15 protein-coding genes are annotated in these 18,000 nt (G+C 71.1%); 4 read left to right on the top strand and 11 right to left on the bottom strand.

All coding sequences use genetic code 11. From position 1 onward, the window contains the following. Positions 1 to 57: 57 nt before the first annotated feature. The 3 genes from QIT00_RS18395 to QIT00_RS18385 form a co-directional block, all read right to left on the bottom strand. Positions 58 to 1,020: a MerR family transcriptional regulator gene (locus QIT00_RS18395; protein ID WP_408909795.1), complete on the bottom strand. Its 963-nt coding sequence runs from the start codon at positions 1,018 to 1,020 to the stop codon at positions 58 to 60. A gap of 53 nt (positions 1,021 to 1,073) precedes the next feature. Beyond that, a complete protein-coding gene (locus QIT00_RS18390; protein ID WP_282536471.1) occupies positions 1,074 to 2,870 on the bottom strand; it encodes an SDR family oxidoreductase in 1,797 nt (598 codons plus the stop codon). Positions 2,871 to 3,061: 191 nt separating this feature from the next. Then, positions 3,062 to 3,910: a M24 family metallopeptidase gene (locus QIT00_RS18385; RefSeq protein WP_282536375.1), complete on the bottom strand. Its 849-nt coding sequence runs from the start codon at positions 3,908 to 3,910 to the stop codon at positions 3,062 to 3,064. Positions 3,911 to 4,226: 316 nt separating this feature from the next. Here QIT00_RS18385 and QIT00_RS18380 point away from each other — a divergent pair, with 316 nt between their 5' ends. From QIT00_RS18380 to QIT00_RS18365, 4 genes are read left to right on the top strand one after another with little or no spacing between them, the layout of a single operon-like run. Then, positions 4,227 to 5,249 carry an ABC transporter ATP-binding protein gene (locus tag QIT00_RS18380; protein ID WP_282536470.1) on the top strand — a complete coding sequence of 341 codons (1,023 nt, stop codon included), beginning with the start codon at positions 4,227 to 4,229 and terminating at the stop codon, positions 5,247 to 5,249. Beyond that, on the top strand, positions 5,236 to 6,141 hold the full coding sequence (locus QIT00_RS18375; protein ID WP_282536374.1) for an ABC transporter permease subunit: 906 nt from the start codon (positions 5,236 to 5,238) through the stop codon (positions 6,139 to 6,141). Before QIT00_RS18380 ends, QIT00_RS18375 begins: the two co-directional genes overlap by 14 nt. Next, positions 6,138 to 7,049, top strand: a complete 912-nt coding sequence (locus tag QIT00_RS18370) for an ABC transporter ATP-binding protein (RefSeq protein ID WP_282536373.1) — start codon at positions 6,138 to 6,140, stop codon at positions 7,047 to 7,049. The genes QIT00_RS18375 and QIT00_RS18370 overlap by 4 nt, the downstream gene beginning before the upstream one ends. Positions 7,050 to 7,063: 14 nt before the next feature. After that, on the top strand, positions 7,064 to 7,783 hold the full coding sequence (locus tag QIT00_RS18365) for an ABC transporter permease (RefSeq protein WP_282536372.1): 720 nt from the start codon (positions 7,064 to 7,066) through the stop codon (positions 7,781 to 7,783). A 111-nt stretch (positions 7,784 to 7,894) separates the two neighbouring features. Here the strand turns inward: QIT00_RS18365 and QIT00_RS18360 are convergent, their stop codons facing one another. The 8 genes from QIT00_RS18360 to QIT00_RS18325 all read right to left on the bottom strand — a co-directional run bounded on the left by QIT00_RS18360 (position 7,895) and on the right by QIT00_RS18325 (position 17,995). Beyond that, the gene (locus QIT00_RS18360) at positions 7,895 to 9,172 is read right to left on the bottom strand and encodes a CynX/NimT family MFS transporter (RefSeq protein WP_282536371.1); all 1,278 of its coding nucleotides are present in this window, start codon (positions 9,170 to 9,172) and stop codon (positions 7,895 to 7,897) included. 76 nt (positions 9,173 to 9,248) lie between these two features. Then, complete coding sequence (locus tag QIT00_RS18355) at positions 9,249 to 9,923, bottom strand: FadR/GntR family transcriptional regulator (protein ID WP_282536370.1); 675 nt, start codon at positions 9,921 to 9,923, stop codon at positions 9,249 to 9,251. A gap of 180 nt (positions 9,924 to 10,103) precedes the next feature. Then, positions 10,104 to 10,466, bottom strand: a complete 363-nt coding sequence (locus tag QIT00_RS18350; protein WP_282536369.1) for a DUF488 domain-containing protein — start codon at positions 10,464 to 10,466, stop codon at positions 10,104 to 10,106. Further along, positions 10,463 to 11,455: an HAD family hydrolase gene (locus QIT00_RS18345; RefSeq protein WP_282536368.1), complete on the bottom strand. Its 993-nt coding sequence runs from the start codon at positions 11,453 to 11,455 to the stop codon at positions 10,463 to 10,465. The genes QIT00_RS18350 and QIT00_RS18345 overlap by 4 nt, the downstream gene beginning before the upstream one ends. A 62-nt stretch (positions 11,456 to 11,517) precedes the next feature. After that, complete coding sequence (serS, locus tag QIT00_RS18340) at positions 11,518 to 12,795, bottom strand: serine--tRNA ligase (protein WP_282536367.1); 1,278 nt, start codon at positions 12,793 to 12,795, stop codon at positions 11,518 to 11,520. Positions 12,796 to 13,367: 572 nt separating this feature from the next. After that, positions 13,368 to 14,303: a prephenate dehydratase gene (gene pheA / locus QIT00_RS18335; protein WP_282536366.1), complete on the bottom strand. Its 936-nt coding sequence runs from the start codon at positions 14,301 to 14,303 to the stop codon at positions 13,368 to 13,370. A 55-nt stretch (positions 14,304 to 14,358) separates the two neighbouring features. Beyond that, positions 14,359 to 15,663, bottom strand: a complete 1,305-nt coding sequence (efeB, locus tag QIT00_RS18330) for an iron uptake transporter deferrochelatase/peroxidase subunit (RefSeq protein ID WP_282536365.1) — start codon at positions 15,661 to 15,663, stop codon at positions 14,359 to 14,361. Positions 15,664 to 15,667: 4 nt separating this feature from the next. Then, the gene (locus tag QIT00_RS18325; RefSeq protein WP_282536364.1) at positions 15,668 to 17,995 is read right to left on the bottom strand and encodes a copper resistance protein CopC; all 2,328 of its coding nucleotides are present in this window, start codon (positions 17,993 to 17,995) and stop codon (positions 15,668 to 15,670) included. Positions 17,996 to 18,000: the final 5 nt, after the last annotated feature.

Below are 18,000 nucleotides of genomic sequence, written 5' to 3'. Positions count from 1 at the left end.
GCCAACCCCAGTTATCCACAGGGTAGTTGCTGCTTCTGTGGACAACGGGCTGTGCAACTAAGGCAGTTCGTCAAATTCCGTGCCATAAGTCTGGGTTGTGGCCAGTTCATCCAACTTGCGTGTATGCACCTCTCGTTCGGCCGCCGCCGACACGAACGCGGCGACGTTCTCCGTACCAACAAGCTGTTGTACGGCCTGAATTGTCGTGGCGGGCAGTGCGACCGGGGACTCCTCGGCGAGGGAGGTGGGCGAAGGCGTGCCGCCGAGGTGTTCTCTGAGGTGGCGCGTGGCGAACATGCGCATGGCGCGGGCCAGTTCGGCGTCCACCGTCTGCTGCGCGAGCGGCCGCAGGCGCCGTACGAGATCGGCTGCTGCCGCCGCTTCGTCGTCCGTCGGCGGCAGGTGCCCGCCGATGTAGCGCGCGAAGACATGCTCGGTCGTGAAGTCGAGGAATCTGGACGCGATGTACTCGACGTGGATGCGCAATTCCCTCAGATGACCGGAGATCGCGATCAGCGGCACGCCCGCCGCGTGCAACTCCACGGCGACAGCGAGCTCTTGAGGGCTCGGAACCAGGAACTCGTCGTCCCTGCCCGGGATTCGCTCCAGTACGCCGAGCTCCACGGCGTCCTCCACCGCCGCGTCGTCGGGGGCGCCGCCGAAGCGTTCGTCGAGCTCGGCGCGCGTGACGCGGCCGACCTTCTCGTCCGTCCACGGGCCGTCGACCTCCGCCACGAGGCCCAGGACACCGCCGAGCCCACGGCCCGCGTCCCAGGCCTCCAGGAGTTCCTTTATCGAGGCCAGGGTGAAGCCCCGCTCCAGGAGGTCGGCGATCTGGCGCAGCCGGGCCAGGTGTGCGTCGGTGTACACATTGGCGCGGCCGCGCCGCTCCGGGCGGGGCAGCAGGCCACGGTCCTGGTACGCGCGGATCGTGCGCACCGTGGCTCCGCTGTGGTGCGCCAGGTCCTCGATCCGGTACTCGACTGCAGGCCGCACTGTCCCGGCCACCTTCCCTGCCACCTTCCCTGTCACCTCGGCTTCTCGTGCGTACGCCGCTCTCCTCGGCTCCCCGCTCACACCGGGGGCTGCAACCGGGCTATCGCCCGCAGGGCCTTCGGCGCGAAGCGCGACAGGGCGTGGGCGCCGCGTGCCTCCGGGGTCACCGGGACGACCGCCTGATTTCTGACCACCGCGTCGAGCACCGCGCCCGCGACCTTCTCCGGCGGGTAGTTCCGCAGGCCGTACAGCCGCGAGCTGCGCTTCTGGCGGCGCTTCTCCTCCTCCGCGTCGACGCCGGCGAACCGCGCCGTGGCCGTGATGTTGGTGTTGACCAGGCCGGGGCAGATCGCCGAGACCCCGATCCCCTGCCCGGCCAGTTCGGCGCGCAGGCACTCGCTGAGCATGAGCACCGCGGCCTTCGACGTGCTGTACGCGGGCAGTGCCTTGGAGGGCTGGAAGGCCGCGGCCGACGCGGTGTTGACGATGTGGCCGCCCTGGCCGCGGTCGGCCATCTGCTTGCCGAAGATCCGGCAGCCGTGGATCACGCCCCACAGATTGACGTCGAGAACCTTCTTCCAGTCGTCCACCGTCGTGTCGAAGAACGAGCCGGAGAGGCCTATCCCGGCGTTGTTCACCAGGACGTCCACCACGCCGTACTCCCTGGCAACCTTCTCGGCGAGCTTCTCCATGGACTGCTCGTCCGAGACGTCGACGGTCTCGCCCCAGGCCGCCGGGGCACCGATCAGGCCCGCCAGCTCGGCCGTGCGCGCCACGCCCTCCGCGTCCCGGTCCACGGCGACGACGCGGGCCCCGGCCTCCGCGAAGGCGAAGGCGGTGGCGCGGCCGATGCCGCTGGCCGCGCCGGTGACCAGGACGAGCTGTCCGGCGAACCGGTCCGCGTACCGGCCGGACGCGGTCGTGCCGCGGGGCGCGACGGCGGCCCCCTGCGCACCCCGCTCCCCGAGATCCTCGGTGGTGGTCACGAAGTCCGTGATCCAGGCGGCCAGTTGGTCCGGCCGGGTTCGCGGCACCCAGTGCTTGGCGGGCAGCGTACGACGGGTCAACCGCGGGGCCCACAGCTCCAGTTCGTCGTAGAGGCGCGGGGAGAGGAACATGTCGCCCTGCGGCGTGATCAGCTGGACGGGCGCGTGGGCGTACGCGTCCGCGCGCGGCCTGCTGAGGCGGGCGCGGACGTTGTCGCGGTAGAGCCAGGCGCCGTGGGCCGCGTCCGAGGGCAGCGACGACGTCGGGTACCCGTCCTGCGGGACGTTCTCCATGCGCTGCAGGATCTTCGGCCAGCGGGCGCCGAGCGGACCGCGCCAGGCGAGCTCGGGAAGGACGGGGGTGTGCAGCATGTACACGTACCAGGACTTGGCGCCCTGGCCGAGGAGCTGGCCGACCCGGCGCGGGGTCGGGCGGGCCATGCGCTTCTTGATCCAGTGGCCGAAGTGGTCGAGGGACGGGCCCGACATCGAGGTGAAGGAGGCGATCCGCCCTTCGGTGCGCTTGACCGTCACGAACTCCCAGGACTGCACCGAGCCCCAGTCGTGCCCGACGACGTGCACCGGGTGGTCCGGGCTGACCGCGTCGACCACCGCCAGGAAATCGTCCGTCAGCTTCTCCAGGGTGAAGCCGCCGCGCAGCGGCACCGGGGCCGTCGAACGGCCGTGGCCCCGGACGTCGTACAGGACCACGTGGAAGCGGTCCGCGAGGCGGGTCGCGACCTCGGACCACACCTCCTTGGAGTCCGGGTATCCGTGCACCAGCAGGACCGTCGGCTGCGTGGCGTCGCCGAGCTCGGCCACGCAGAGCTCCACCCCTCCCGTACGGACCCAGCGCTCGCGCGCGTCCTTCAACAGTCCACCACTCATTCGGAGTTCGCCCTTTCGGTCCCGCTCGCCGTGATCCGTGGCCATGCCCTGATCCGTACTCATGTCGTGATCCGTGCCCGTGACCTGATCCGTACTCATGCAGTGATCCGTGCCTGTGCCGTGATCCGTGCCCATGTGCTGCCCGCCCTTGCCCAGCCGGTCCTCGTGGACCTCCGGCTCGTCCCGGCCGGTCACAGTGACCTCGCCTCCGCCCAGCGCCGTACGTGCGGAAGGTCGTCGTCCAGCCAGAACGCGCTCTCCCGCGGGTCCTTGGAGTCCGTGACCACCAGGATCTCCTCGAACTTCGCGCCCGTCCCCCGGAACCCGAGGTGCGGCTCGACCGCCCACAGGCCGGGCTGTGGCGGGTGGTCGGAGAACTTGTACGGACTCCACAGCGGGGACCAGCCGTCCCGGTGGCCGTGCAGCGCGTCGCTCGCCAGGCCCTTGAGCGACTGCGTGCCGAAGCCGAAGACGTTGGGCGAGAAGCGGCGCTGCTTCACCCGGTCGACCTTGTGCGCGATCACGCCGAAGGGATAGGCGCGGTGGCGGTTGGCGTACCCCTGGCGGTTCATGAGGCGCTCCACGTCCTCGTAGATCTCGCGCAGCGAACGGCGCTCGCGCACCTCGCGCAGGATCAGCTCGCGGTGCTCCTCCAGATCGGCCATCAGCCGGTCCTGCACCGGGTTCGGGCCGAGGCTGCCCGAGTACCCGATGTCCGCCGTGAAGCCGTTGAACACCGGGGCCATGTCGAGGATGAAGGGCATCCCCGGCTCCAGCCTCCGGTTGGTCGGGAAGAACTGCAGCGGGATCTTGAAGCCGGCGAACGCCGTGCGGTCCCCGAACCAGGCGAAGGGCAGATGGAACCAGTCACGCACCCCGCGCTCGCGCAGCCACTCCCGCTGCATCCGCGCCGCCTCGCGCTCGGTCACGCCCGGCACGAGCCGCGCCGCGACCGCTTCCGCGCAGGCGTACGCCAGGGACTGCACTTCCCTGAACCCCTGGAGTTCCGCGCCGAGTTCCGTGTCCACCGCTGAGGTCATGCCACCGTCCGTCCCGTGAAGTCCGTGCAGTTCGTTAAGTCTCTGAAGTCCTTGAAGTCCTTGAAGTCCCTGAAGTCCCGCCGGTTCCCCGCCTTGCTGCGCTACGCGTTCGTAACGTGACACTGATGAATGTGACAATGACTGACGGCTACGTCAATAGGTGTGCACAGACCCTGTGGACAACGCCGCGCAAGGCCTTCGGGATGTACCTCAGCCCTATAGCCCCTACGGGTCCGTACGCCTGGAGTCGGACAGTTATCCAGTCGTCTGGGCTGACGCCCGCTGTGGTGCGCGCCACTACCGTCGAAGCGTGACTGTGATCGCGACCGAAAGCCTCAGCAAGCGGTTCCCCCGGGTGACCGCTCTCGACCGGCTCTCCGTGGACATCGGCCCGGGTGTGACCGGGCTCGTGGGGGCCAACGGAGCCGGCAAGTCCACCCTGATCAAGATCCTGCTCGGACTCTCCCCCGCCACCGAGGGCCGCGCCCAGGTGCTCGGCCTCGACGTCGCCACCCACGGCGGCGACATCCGCGAGCGGGTCGGATACATGCCGGAGCACGACTGCCTGCCGCCCGACGTGTCCGCCACCGAGTTCGTGGTGCACATGGCCCGGATGTCCGGCCTGCCGCCCACCGCCGCCCGCGAGCGCACCGCCGACACCCTGCGCCACGTAGGGCTCTACGAGGAGCGCTACCGGCCCATCGGCGGCTACTCGACCGGCATGAAGCAGCGGGTCAAACTGGCCCAAGCCCTCGTCCACGACCCGCAGTTGGTCTTCCTGGACGAGCCGACCAACGGCCTTGACCCGGTCGGCCGGGACGAGATGCTCGGCCTGATCCGGCGCGTCCACACCGACTTCGGCATCTCCGTCCTGGTGACCTCGCACCTGCTCGGCGAGCTGGAGCGCACCTGCGACCACGTCGTCGTCATCGACGGCGGGCAGCTGCTCCGCTCCAGCTCCACCAGCGACTTCACCCAGACCATGGCGACGCTCGCCGTCGAGGTCACCGACAGCGACGAGCACCCCGACGGCACCGCCGTCCTGCGCACCCGACTCACCGAACGCGGAATCAAGCTGCACGCGCGCGTGGAGGAGGGCCTGCCGGGCGCGGGACACGTGCTCCTCGTAGAGGCGACCGGCGAGGAGACGTACGACATCGTGCGTGACACCGTCGCCGAACTCGGCCTCGGCCTGGTCCGGATGGAACAGCGCAGGCACCACATCGCCGAGGTGTTCCGCGCCGACGACCAGCAGCGACCCGTACCCCAACAGGTGGACGCCCAGGCCCCGTTTGCGTCTGCGGCACAGCGAGGAGGCGGCAGCCGTGACGGCAGCTGACACCCGGCGCCCGGACGGGGCGCAGACCCGGATCCACAACATCGGATACCGGTCGTACGACGGCTCCCGGCTCGGCCGCGCCTACGCCCGCCGCAGCCTCTACTCGCAGTCCCTGCGCGGCACATACGGTCTCGGCCGCAGCGCCAAGTCCAAGGTGCTGCCGATGATCCTGTTCGCCGTGATGTGCGTGCCGGCGGCGATCGTCGTGGCCGTCGCCGTCCAGACGAAGATGACCGACCTGCCGCTCGACTACACGCGGTACGCGATCACCACCCAGGCCGTCATCGGCCTGTTCCTCGCGGCCCAGGCCCCGCAGTCGGTCTCCCGCGACCTGCGCTTCCGGACCGTGCCGCTGTACTTCTCGCGCCCGATCGAGCGCGGCGACTACGTGACGGCGAAGTACGCGGCGATGGCCTCGGCCCTGTTCATCCTCACCGCGTCACCGCTGGTCGTGCTCTACCTCGGCTCCCTGCTCGCCAAGATGGACTTCGCGGACCAGACCGCCGGGTTCGCACAGGGGTTGGTCTCCGTGGCACTGCTCTCGCTGCTCTTCGCCGGACTCGGCCTGGTCATGGCCGCGTTGACGCCGCGCCGCGGCTTCGGTGTCGCCGCCGTCATCGCCGTACTGACCATCTCGTACGGGGCGGTCTCCACCGTGCAGGCCATCGCCGACGTGCAGGGCTCGACGGGCGCGGTCCCGTGGCTCGGACTGTTCTCGCCGATCACACTGATCGACGGCGTGCAGACGGCGTTCCTCGGGGCGACCTCCGCGTTCCCCGGCGGCCACGGTCCCGGTACAGGTACCGGCGCTATCTATCTCCTGGTCGTCCTCGCGCTGATCGCGGGCTCGTACGCAGCCCTGATGCGCCGCTACCGAAAGGTCGGGCTGTGACAGTCATCAACATCGACCACGTGTCCAGGTGGTTCGGGAACGTCGTCGCGGTCAACGACATCACCATGAGCATCGGCCCCGGCGTGACCGGCCTGCTCGGCCCCAACGGTGCCGGAAAGTCCACTCTCATCAACATGATGGGCGGCTTCCTCGCCCCCTCCACGGGCACCGTCACCCTCGACGACCGGCCGATCTGGCGCAACGAGGGGATCTACAAGGAGATCGGCATCGTCCCCGAGCGGGAGGCGATGTACGACTTCCTCACGGGCAAGGAATTCGTCGTCGCCAACGCCGAGTTGCACGGCCTCGGCGACAAGGCGGCAGGGCGGGCCCTCGCCACGGTCGAGATGGAGTACGCGCAGGACCGCAAGATCTCCACGTACTCCAAGGGCATGCGCCAGCGCGTGAAAATGGCCTCCGCTCTTGTGCACGATCCGTCGGTGCTGCTGCTCGACGAGCCCTTCAACGGCATGGACCCGCGCCAGCGCATGCACCTCATGGACCTGCTGCGGCGCATGGGCGCGGACGGCAGGACCGTGCTGTTCTCCTCGCACATCCTGGAGGAGGTCGAGCAGCTCGCCTCGCACATCGAGGTGATCGTCGCCGGCCGGCACGCCGCGAGCGGTGACTTCCGGCGCATCCGCCGCCTGATGACGGACCGCCCGCACCGCTATCTGGTGCGCTCCGACGACGACCGGGCGCTCGCCGCCGCGCTGATCGCCGACCCGTCGACGGCGGGCATCGAAGTCGACCGCGCGGAGGGCGCGTTGCTGATCCAGGCCGTCGACTTCGGGCGGTTCACGCAGCTCCTGCCGAAGGTCGCCAAGGAGCACGGCATCCGCCTCCTGACGGTCTCGCCCTCGGACGAGTCTCTCGAGTCGGTCTTCTCGTACCTCGTCGCGGCCTGAAGGGAGCCCCCGACATGTATGACCCCACCGTCGCCCGGCTCACCTACCGGGCCCTGCTCGGCCGCCGCCGCGCTCTCATCCTCTTCTCACTTCCGGTCCTGCTGATCGTCATCGCCTCTCTGGTACGTGGTTTCACCGGCGTCGACGACCAGGTCGCCGCGGACGTCCTCGGCGGCTTCGCGCTCGCCACGATGGTCCCGCTGATCGGTGTCATCGCGGGCACCGGCGCCATCGGCCCGGAGATCGACGACGGCTCGGTCGTCTATCTGCTCTCCAAGCCCATCAAGCGCCCCACGATCATCGTCACCAAGCTGATCGTGGCCATCGCCGTGACCATGGCGTTCTCGGCGATCCCCACGTTCGTCGCGGGGCTGATCCTGAACGGCAACGGCCAGCAGGTGGCGATCGCGTACACCATCGCGGCCCTCGTCGCCTCCGTCGCGTACGCGGCGCTGTTCCTGCTGCTCGGCACGGTCAGCAAGCACGCCGTGGTGTTCGGCCTGGTCTACGCCCTGGTCTGGGAGACGCTGTTCGGCTCCCTGGTCGCGGGCGCGCGGACGCTCAGCGTGCAGCAGTGGTCCCTCGCCGTGGCGGAACGCGTCGCGCGCGGCGACCTGGTCAGCTCCGATGTCGGACTGCCGGTCGCCGTCGTCCTGCTGACCGGTGTGACGGTCCTCGCGACCTGGTACGCGGGCCAGAAGCTGCGCTCGCTCACGCTGGCCGGGGAGGAGTAACTCCCTTTGTAGTGCGGGTTTTCGGCCCGCCACCGCAGTACCTGTTTTCGGTACGCACGAAAACGGCCACCACGCGCGCGTAGTGGCCGTTTTCGCCGTTACGGAGGGACGTCAGACCGTACGGTCCCGAGCCGCGAGCAGTCCGACGGCCAGCGCCGCCGCGCACACCCCGAGGACGAGGCAGATCGGCACGGTCCAGCCGCCCGTCGCCTGGTGCACGGCACCGGCCGCCAACGGGCCCGCCGCGGCGAGGAGATAGCCCACCGTCTGCGCCATCCCGGAGAGCCGGGCCGCCGTCATCGCGTCGCCGGAGCGGAGCACGATCAGCGTCAGGGCGAGCCCCACCGCACCGCCCTGCCCGACACCCAGCACGGCCGACCACAGCCAGGCACCCGACACCGGCGCGACCATCAGCCCGGCGTACCCGGCCGCGACCAGCGCCGTCACCAGGGCGACCAGCGGCCGCTGGCTGCGCATCCGGCCGGCGAGCAGCGGAACGCCGAACGCGCCCGCGACCTGGACGAGGTTGTTGAACGCGAAGATCACGCCGGCCGTGGCGCGGCTCATCCCGTGGTCCGTGAAGATCGTCGGCATCCAGGCGATCAGGACGTACGACCAGAGCGACTGCAGGCCCATGAAGAGCGTGACCTGCCAGGCGAGCGGGGAGCGCCACACGCTGCGCGCGGGCCGCGCGGCGGGGGAGGTGCGCACCTCGTGCCCGGTGCGGCCGCGCGCGATCAGGACCTGCGGCAGCCACGCGACGGCGGCGACCGCGGCGAGCAGCGACCAGAACGCGAGCGAGGCCTCCCAGCTGTCGCCAAAGGCCTTCTCCAGGGGCACGGAAGCGGCGGCCACGACCGTGGCTCCGGCGATCATCGCGCCGGTGTAGACGGACGTCATGGACGCGGCGCGGTCCGGGAAGTCCCGCTTGATCAGGCCCGGCATCAACACGTTGAGCAGGGCTATCGCGGTGCCGACCAGGACACCGCCGCCGTACAGCGCGCCCACGGCGGGCACGACCCGTACGAGAATCCCCACGCCGAGCAGCAACAGGGCGCAGAACAGCACCACTTCGGTGCCGAAGCGGCGGGCGAGCCAGGGCGCCACGAGCGCGCCGACGCCGAGGAAGAGCACCGGCACCGAGGTCACGAGGCTGGTCGCCGTCGAGGAGAGCCCGAAGGCCTCGCTGATCTCGCCCACCAGCGGCGAGACGCTCGCGAGCGCGGCCCGCATGTTGAGCGAGGCGAGCACGATCCCGATGAGCAGCACCACGGGGTGCGCCAGCAACTCCCGCCGCGCGGCGAGCCCTCGGGGCGAGGGGCGGACGTCGGCCTCGGCGTCCAGGAGGAACGGTTCGGCGTCGGCGGGCGCGGTATCGGGGCGTGACAAAAGAGGGCACCTTTCTCGGGCGTACGGCTGTACGGCCCGTACATGTGTGGGGGTCGCGTGGAGCGGCGCGCGCGGGTCAGCGCGCGCCGAGCTGCCGGAGCGCGTCGATGGGCACCTTCAGGAGCGTGCGCACGGCGGCGTCGGCCGCGGCCGGGTCCCCGGCCTCGACGGCGTCGACGAGGGCTTCGTGCTCGGCGATGTCCACGGGCGGCATGTCCCGGTCGCCGAGGGCGTGCACGAGCACCTCGTGCACCCGTACCGAGAAGAAGCGGTAGACCTCGATGAACGCGGTGTTGTGCGTGGCCTCGACGACCGCCAGGTGGAAGGCCATGTCGGCGTCCGCGTCCCGGTCGCCCTCCTCGTGCAGCGTGGCGAGCGCGGCGCGCAGCCGCAGCAGGTCGTGGGTGTCACGGCGCTCGGCGGCGAGCCGGGCGGCCTCCGCCTCCAGGGCGACACGGACCTCGGTGACCTCCAGGGCGCCAGCGTGCCGCATTCCGCGCAGTACGGCGGAGGGGTCGGCGGCGGAGCGTACGAACGTGCCGTTGCCCTGGCGCGACTCGAGCAGCCCCGCGTGCACCAGGACGCGGACGGCCTCCCGGACCGTGTTGCGGCCGACGCCGAGCTGCTCGGCGAGGGTGTGCTCGGTCGGGATGCGGTCGCCGACGGGCCACGCGCCGCTGGTGAGCTGCGTGCGGAGCTGGTCGACGACCGTGTCCACGAGGGACTGCCGTCCTGCGGTCTGCAGCGCCATGGTGCTCCTCCTGGAGGTTGCCCTGTTGCCCAGTCATCCTACAACTAGCGCTGGGGTGCAGCGGGTGCTGTCGTTCGGCTGCCGCGCCGTCGTGGCTGGTCGCGCAGTTCCCCGCGCCCCTGAAAACCAGCCCCTCCGGCGATTGAGGAGCGGGGGTCCGGGGGCGGAGCCCCCGAAGGCCTACCTCAGCCGCTCCGCCAGCACCCCCACATGGCTCCGCTCAAGATCCTTGACCGCCGACAGCAACGTGACCGTGCCCTTCGCCGCCAGCCCCCGAACCTCGGCGAGCGCCGCCCGCGCCGCATCCCCGTCAAGCTCCGCCTCGTAGCGGGAACGGAACTCCTCGAACTCGCCCTGTCCGGGCCCGTGGAACCACCGGCGCAGCTCCGTCGACGGAGTGAGGTCCTTCGGCCAGACGTCGATCCGCGCGTCCGCCTTGCTCAGGCCGCGCGGCCAGAGGCGGTCGACGAGGACGCGCGTACCGTCCTCGTCCTTCGGTGTCTCGTAGACCCGGCGGAGTCGGACGGTACGCGCAGCGGTCATGATCCAGGTCCTCCGAAAGATCCCCGGTCGGCGAGCAGCCGTTCCAGGACGAGCGCGATCCCGTCGTCCTCGTTGGACGCCGTCACCTCGTCCGCCACGGCCTTGAGTTCATCGTGTGCGTTGGCCATCGCCACGCTGTGCGCGGCCCAGCCGAACATCGGGACGTCGTTGGGCATGTCGCCGAACGCGATCGTGTCCTTGGCCTTCGCGCCAAGGCGCCGCGCGGCGAGCGACAGACCGGTCGCCTTGGAGAGGCCGAGCGGCAGCAGTTCCACTATGCCGGGGCCCGCCATGGTCACGCCGACCAGATCACCGGCGATCCGCCGCGCCACCTCGGCGAGCGCGTCGTCGGAGAGGCCGGGGTGCTGGACGTACAGCTTGTTCAGCGGGGCCGACCACAGGTCCGCCGAGTCCGTGAACTCCACGACCGGAAGCGGGCCTTCCTGCACTCGGTAGCCGGGGCCGACGAGCACCTCGCCGTCCACGCCGTCCCGGCTCGCGGCGAGCGCGAGCGGCCCGATCTCGGCCTCCAGCTTCGCCAGGGCGAGCCCGGCGAGCTGGCGGTCGAGGGTCACGGAGGTGAGCAGCCGGTGCTCGCCCGCGTGGTAGACCTGCGCGCCCTGGCCGCACACCGCGATGCCCTCGTACCCGAGGTCGTCGAGGATGTGCCGGGTCCAGGGCACGGCACGGCCGGTGACCACGATGTGCGCCGCGCCGAGCCCGCAGGCGGTTTCGAGCGCGGCGCGCGTACGCGGCGAGATCGTCTCGTCGGACCGCAGCAGCGTGCCGTCGAGATCCGTCGCGATCAGCTTGTACGGGAAGGTGCCCGGCTCGGCCGCGGCCGCCAGGGCGTCCCGCTGGGCGGCGGCCTGCGCGGCGGCGCCGGCCTTCATCGAGCCGACGGTGACGACGCGCGCGGTGTCCGCGTCCCTCGCGGTGGCCGCGTCCCACGAGGTGGCCGCCGCACCCGCCGGACCCGCCGGACCCACGGGACCCACGGGACCCGCCGCACCCGCCGGACCCACCGAGCCCTCCGGACCAGGAAGTGCACTCACTTGGCGACCGGCTCCAGTACCTCACGCCCGCCGAGGTAGGGGCGCAGCACCTCGGGCACGCGCACCGAACCGTCGGCCTGCTGGTGGTTCTCCAGGATCGCCACGATCGTGCGCGGCACCGCGCACAGCGTGCCGTTCAGCGTCGCGAGCGGGCGGATCTTCTTCTCGTCGCGCATCCGGATGGAGAGGCGGCGCGACTGGAACTCGGTGCAGTCGGACGTCGAGGTCAGCTCGCGGAACTTGCCCTGCGTGGGGATCCAGGCCTCGCAGTCGTACTTGCGGGCGGCCGAGGAGCCGAGGTCACCGGTGGCGACGTCGATCACGCGGAACGGCAGCTCAAGGGAGGTCAGCCACTGCTTCTCCCACTCCAGGAGCCGCTTGTGCTCGGCCTCGGAGTCCGCCGGGTCGACGTACGAGAACATCTCGACCTTGTCGAACTGGTGGACCCGGAAGATGCCCCGGGTGTCCTTGCCGTGCGAGCCGGCCTCGCGGCGGAAGCAGGGCGAGAACCCGGCGTAGCGCAGCGGCAGCTTGTCCGCGTCGATGATCTCGTCCATGTGGTACGCCGCGAGCGGGACCTCGGACGTGCCGACCAGGTACAGGTCGTCCTTGTCCAGGTGGTAGACGTCGGCGGCGGCCTGGCCGAGGAAGCCCGTGCCGGCCATCGACTGCGGGCGGACCAGGGCCGGGGTGAGCATCGGCGTGAACCCGGCGGCCGTGGCCTGCGCCAACGCGGCGTTCACCAGGGCGAGTTCGAGCAGGGCGCCGACGCCGGTGAGGAAGTAGAAGCGCGAGCCGGAGACTTTGGCGCCGCGCTCGACGTCGATCGCGCCGAGCAGCGTGCCCAGCTCCAGGTGGTCCTTGGGCTCGAAGCCCTCGGCCCCGAAGTCGCGGATCGTGCCGTGCGTCTCCAGCTCGACGAAGTCCTCCTCGCCGCCGACCGGGACGTCCGGGTGTACGAGGTTGCCCAGCTGCAGCAGGAGGCGGTCGGTCTCGGCCTTCGCCTCGTCCTGCTCGGCGTCGGCCGCCTTGACGTCGCTCTTCAGCTGCTCGGCGCGTCCCAGGAGCTCGGCCCGCTCTTCCGGCGAGGCCTTGGGGATCAGCTTGCCGAGCTGCTTCTGCTCGGCGCGCAGCTCGTCGAAGCGGACGCCGGACGACCTGCGGCGCTCGTCGGCGGAGAGCAGAGAGTCGACGAGCGTGACGTCCTCTCCACGGGCGCGCTGGGAAGCGCGGACACGGTCGGGGTCCTCACGGAGCAGGCGAAGGTCAATCACGCGCCCCAGGCTACCGGTGCGGGCTTCGGGCCCTCGACCGGTATTCCCCTCCCAGAAGTCAATGAATAACCGGAGAATCCCTGTATCGGGGCAGTTGGTGCGTCGCGTCTTGACCACAACTCCTTGTGCGGAGCGGCCCTTGGGCCCGCTTGTCCACAGGAATCGGGGCCCGGGAAGAGTTATCCACAGGCTGTGCGAAAGGTCTGTGGATACCGGAAGTGATCATTTCCCAAGCGCACCGCGGACCGAAGGATTCTCGGCATAAACCCCTCGCGCGCCCACTTTCGAGTGGTATTGGCTCGCTCCAAAGAGTTGATCGCAGGAATTGAGTGGACGAGGGGTGACGTGCCCAGCTGTGGACGGTCGTGAGGTGCGAGGGGCGATTTGTCGACCCTGTTGCGGATTGATGTCGACTTGTCCCCAGGTCGAGAAGCCAACCTGTGGATAACCCTGTGGACAGAGAAAATCCGCAGGTAGGACAAGGTGTCATGGCGTGGCTGAGCCCGCGAAACCACGCCGCGGTACGACGTACGCAGGGGAACGGGACGGCTTACGCAGGGGAACGGGACGGCTTACGCCCGGCCGTCCTGGACCCGGGCCAGCCAGTCCGCCGCCGACGTGAACTCGGCGTCCGTCGTGCCCGCGCGCAGCGTCCGCACCTCGGCGGGCGTCACACCGGCCCGCGGGTACGAGCCGAGGAAGCGCACCTTCGGCGCGATCCGCTTCAGGCCCATCAGGGCCTCGCCGACCCGGCGCTCCGCGATATGCCCCTCGGCGTCCACGCAGAAGCAGTAGTTGCCGATGCCCGCGCCCGTGGGCCGGGACTGGATCAGCATCAGGTTGACCCCGCGCACCGAGAACTCCTGGAGGAATTCGAGCAGCGCGCCGGGGTGGTCGTCGTCGAGCCAGATGACGACGGAGGTCTTGTCGGCACCGGTCGGCGCCGCGGGCCGGGCCGGGCGGCCCACGAGCACGAAGCGGGTCTCGGCGTTCTCCGCGTCGTGGATCTCGGTGACCAGCGGTTCGAGCCCGTACGTCGCGGCCGCGAACTCACCCGCGAACGCGGCGTCGTAGCGCCCCTCCTGCACCAGGCGCGCACCGTCCGCGTTCGAGGCCGCGGACTCCCACAGCGCGTCCGGCAGATGGGCCGCGAGCCAGTTGCGGACCTGCGGCTGGGCGACCGGGTGGCCGGTGACCGTCTTGATGTCGGACAGCTTCGTGCCGGGCCTGGCCAGGAGCGCGAAGGCGATCGGGAGCAGCACCTCGCGGTAGATCATCAGCGGCTCACCGGTGGCGAGCTCGTCGAGGGTCGCGGTGACGCCGCCCTCCACGGAGTTCTCGATCGGCACCAGCGCCGCCGCCGCCTCGCCGCCGCGCACGGCGTCGAGCGCGGCGGGCACGGACACCATGGGCACGAGCTCACGGGTCGCCGCTTCCGGCAGGGTGCGCAGGGCGGCTTCGGTGAAGGTGCCCTCGGGTCCGAGATACGTGTAGCGCGTGGCCGACATACCGTCACCTTAATGCGCCGGATGAGACGGCGGCGCCGTGGCTCGGGGGTCGGCGTCAGGACTCGAGCAGCCGCTGCCCCACGTATTCACCGGAACGTGCACCTCCGGGCACCGCGAACAGGCCGCTCGACTCGTGCCGGATGAACGCAGACAGCGCATCGCCCCGGTCGAGTTTGCGCTGCACCGGTACGAAGCCACGCATCGGGTCGGCCTGCCAGCAGATGAACAGCAGGCCCGCGTCCGGCACACCGTCCTCGTCGTACCCGTCGTGGAAGGAGAACGGTCGGCGCAGCATCGCGGCGCCGCCGTTCTGGTCCGGGCGGGAGATCCGGGCGTGCGCGTCCGCGGCGATCAGCGGCTTGCCGTCGGGGCCGGTCTTGTCAAGGGCGGGCTCCGTCGTCTCCGAGCCGCCGGTCAGCGGGGCGCCGTCGGACTTCTTGCGCCCGATCACCTGCTCCTGGTCGCGCAGCGAGAGCTTCTCCCAGTCGTCGAGGAGCATCCGGATCCGGCGTACGACCGCGTAGGAGCCGCCCGCCATCCAGGCCGGGTCGGCCGAGCCGTCGGCGGGACTCGCGGGCACGAAGATTCGCTTCTGGAAGTCGGGGTCCGACTCCTTCGGGTTGTTGGTGCCGTCGACCTGGCCCATCAGATTGCGCGTCGTCATGGGCTTCGCCGTCGCCCCGGGCGTGCGGTTGAAGCCGTTCATCTGCCAGCGCACCCGCGCCGCGTCGCCCGCCTCCCGCTGCAGGGTGCGCAGCGCGTCGAAGGCGACCAGGGCGTCGTCGGCGCCGATCTGCACCCACAGGTCGCCCTCGCCGCGCTTGGCGTCCAACTGGTCCGACGAGAACGCGGGCAGCGGGTCGAGCGCGAACGGCCGCTGCTTCTCCAGGCCCGTACGGCCGAAGAAGCTGCGCCCGAAGCCGAACGTCACCGTCAGCGAGGACGGTCCCGCGTCGAACGCGACCGCGGAGTCGTCCGCCGCCGTGCGCCCCGCCATCAGCCTGCGGGCCGTCGACGACCAGCGGCGCAGCAGCGCGGCGGCCTCCTTGCGGCCCGCGCCCGGCGCCAGGTCGAAGGCGACCAGGTGGCCGCGGGCCTGCATCGGCGTGGTGATGCCCGGCTGGTGCGTCCCGTTGAACGGCACCGACGTCCGGCCCACCGAGTCCAGGTCCGCCGCGGGCTCGGACTGCGCCGCCGCGTGCCCGGCCACACCGCCGACCGCGCCGAGCGCGATCCCGCCGACCCCGGCCGCGCCCACGGTTCCGAGCAGCCGCCGCCGGGACAGCTCGACGGTGGACCCCCGGTCCGACTGCTCAGGGGCGGTACGGGAGGGAGTCTCTTCGCGGTCGTCAACAGTCATGGCGTCAGCCGATCTTCACGTTCTTGTGGACGGTCACTTGGTCGATGTCCGAGGTGCGCACGGTCACCGAGAGCTGCCAGTTGCCCGGCATCGGCACCTGCACGCCCGCCGAGCTCCAGTGGCCGGTGGAGATCCGGTCCGGCTCGACCGGGAGCGGCCCGATGTCCTTGGCCTTCAGGGTGAGGGCGACCTTCAGCTCGGGTACGTCGAAGGCCTTGCCGTTCGGGCGCTCGGCGTAGACATGCAGTGTGTTGCTGCCCGTACGGCCCGGGTCGAGGTCGATGCGGACGGTACCCCTGCCGTCCTGGCCGCCGGTGTCGAAGGGCAGCGTGATGTTCACGGGGCGGTTCGGCACGGCGCTGCCGGTGGCCGCGCTCGCCCGGTCCACCTGCTCCTGGGTGCGGCCCGGCTCGGTGGTGGTCAGGGCCGTGGTGACGGCGAGCAGGACGACGGCGACGGCCGCCTCCGCGAGCACCGAACGCCTGAGGCCCGCACGGTCGGGGTCGGCGTCCCTGATCCGCTTCTTGCGCGCGGTGTCCACGGCGGCGCGCTGCCGGGCGAGTTGAGCGGCACGCTCGGGGTCGGGGTCGGGGTCGGGGTCGTGGTCCGGGTCGGGTGCGGGGTCAGGGTCGGGTTCGGGGCCGGGTTCGGGTTCGGGGCCGGGTCCGGAGCCGCGCTCGGGTCCGGAGTCGCGCTCGGGCTTGGGTTGGGAGTCGGGCTCGGGTTCGGGTCGGGAGTCGGGCTCGGGTTCGGGTCGGGAGCCGCGCTCGGGTTCGGGTCCGGAGCCGCGCTCGGGTCCGGAGTCGCGTTCGGGTTCGGGTCCGGAGTCGGGCTCGGGGGCGGCGGCCGGGGCGGCGTCAGCGTCGCCGTCCGTTTCGGCCTCGGGTGCGGTGCCGGTGGCCGGAGACGTGCGTACGGACACGGGCTCGTCCGCATGCCGCCCCGCCCGCTGCTCGACGACGCGTGCCGCCTGGCCTGCCAGGCCTGCCTCGCGTTCCGTGCCGCCTTCCGCGCCTTCCGCGCCTTCCGCGACCTCCGTGCCTTCCGGGACGCCCTCCGCCGCCTCCGGCTCAGCGCCCCGCACGATCCGTGCCGTCCAGCGCCGCGAGATCGACGCGACCCCGACGAGCAGCACCACGAGCCCGACCTTCACGAGCAGCAACTGCCCGTACGCCGTGGACACCAGCGCGTTCCACGAACCGACCTGGCGCCACGACTGGTAGAGGCCCGTCGCCACCAGGACGAGCACGGAGCCGAACGCGATCCGGGAGAACCGCAGCACCGCGCCCCGCCCCACCGGTTGATCCGCCGGGGCGCGGTAGAGGGCGGCGAGCAGCGCCGTCAGACCGCCGAGCCAGGCGGCCACGGCCAGCAGATGGACCACATCGACGGGCATGGCGATCGCCGTCTGGATCCCCGTCGAGGCATGCTCGGCCAGCGCCCACGTCGAGGCGAGCCCTGCCGCCACCACCCCGCCGCCGACGGCGAGGCCGAACGTCAGGTCCCGCTTCTCGGCCGGGTCCTCGCGTCTCGCGTACGCCCCGAACAGCACCACGACGAACAGCGCGGCCGCGCCGAGCAGCAGCAGCCGGGAGACCAGCGCGGCACCGGTCTTGGTCTCGAGCACCGCGCCGAGCCCACCGAGGTTGAGGACGTCCGCGAGCTTCCCCGAGTCGGTGTACGGCCCGCGCAGCACAAGCAGCGCCAGCGTCCCCCCGGTCAGTCCGACCCAGCTGTACGCGACCAGCCGCTGCATCGCCCGTACGCCCACGCCCTGCCGCCAGCAGGCGAGCAGGAACGCGGCGGCACCGACGAGCAGAGTGAAACCGGCGTACGAGACATAGCGCGCGATGTTGTACAGCATGCCGACCGGACCGCCGCCCGCCGCCTGCTCCGGCAGCGCCACGCTCGTCTTCGACGGGGCGCCGATGGAGAAGCTGAACGCGCCGGAGACGGGGTGGCTGTCCGCGGAGACCGCCTTCCAGGCGACCGTGAACGTGCCCTCGGGCAGCCCGCTGTGCAGCGGGACGCCGTACTTGACGACGCTTCCGCTGCACAGGTCCTGCAGTTCGCCGGTGTCGACCCGCTTGCCCTTCGGGTCGAGCACCCGGATCGAGTCGTCCGACATGGCGACCTGCTCGGAGAACTGCAGGGTCACCTCTTTCGGAGCCTGCTGCACCACCGCGCCCTGCTTCGGGTCGCTCCCGGTCAGCGCGGCGTGCGCGGACGCGGGTGCGGCACCCGCGAGCAGGACGCCGACGGTGGCCGCGAGCAGCAGCACGAGGTGCAGCAGCGGACCGGCGCGGCCGAGGCGGGGAGCGGTGGACAGCATCAACT

The organism is Streptomyces luteolus, from assembly GCF_029968015.1.
GTDB classification, from domain to species: domain Bacteria; phylum Actinomycetota; class Actinomycetes; order Streptomycetales; family Streptomycetaceae; genus Streptomyces; species Streptomyces luteolus.
Note: the sequence above shows the minus strand (reverse complement) of the source record. Positions and strands in the feature narration are given on the sequence as shown.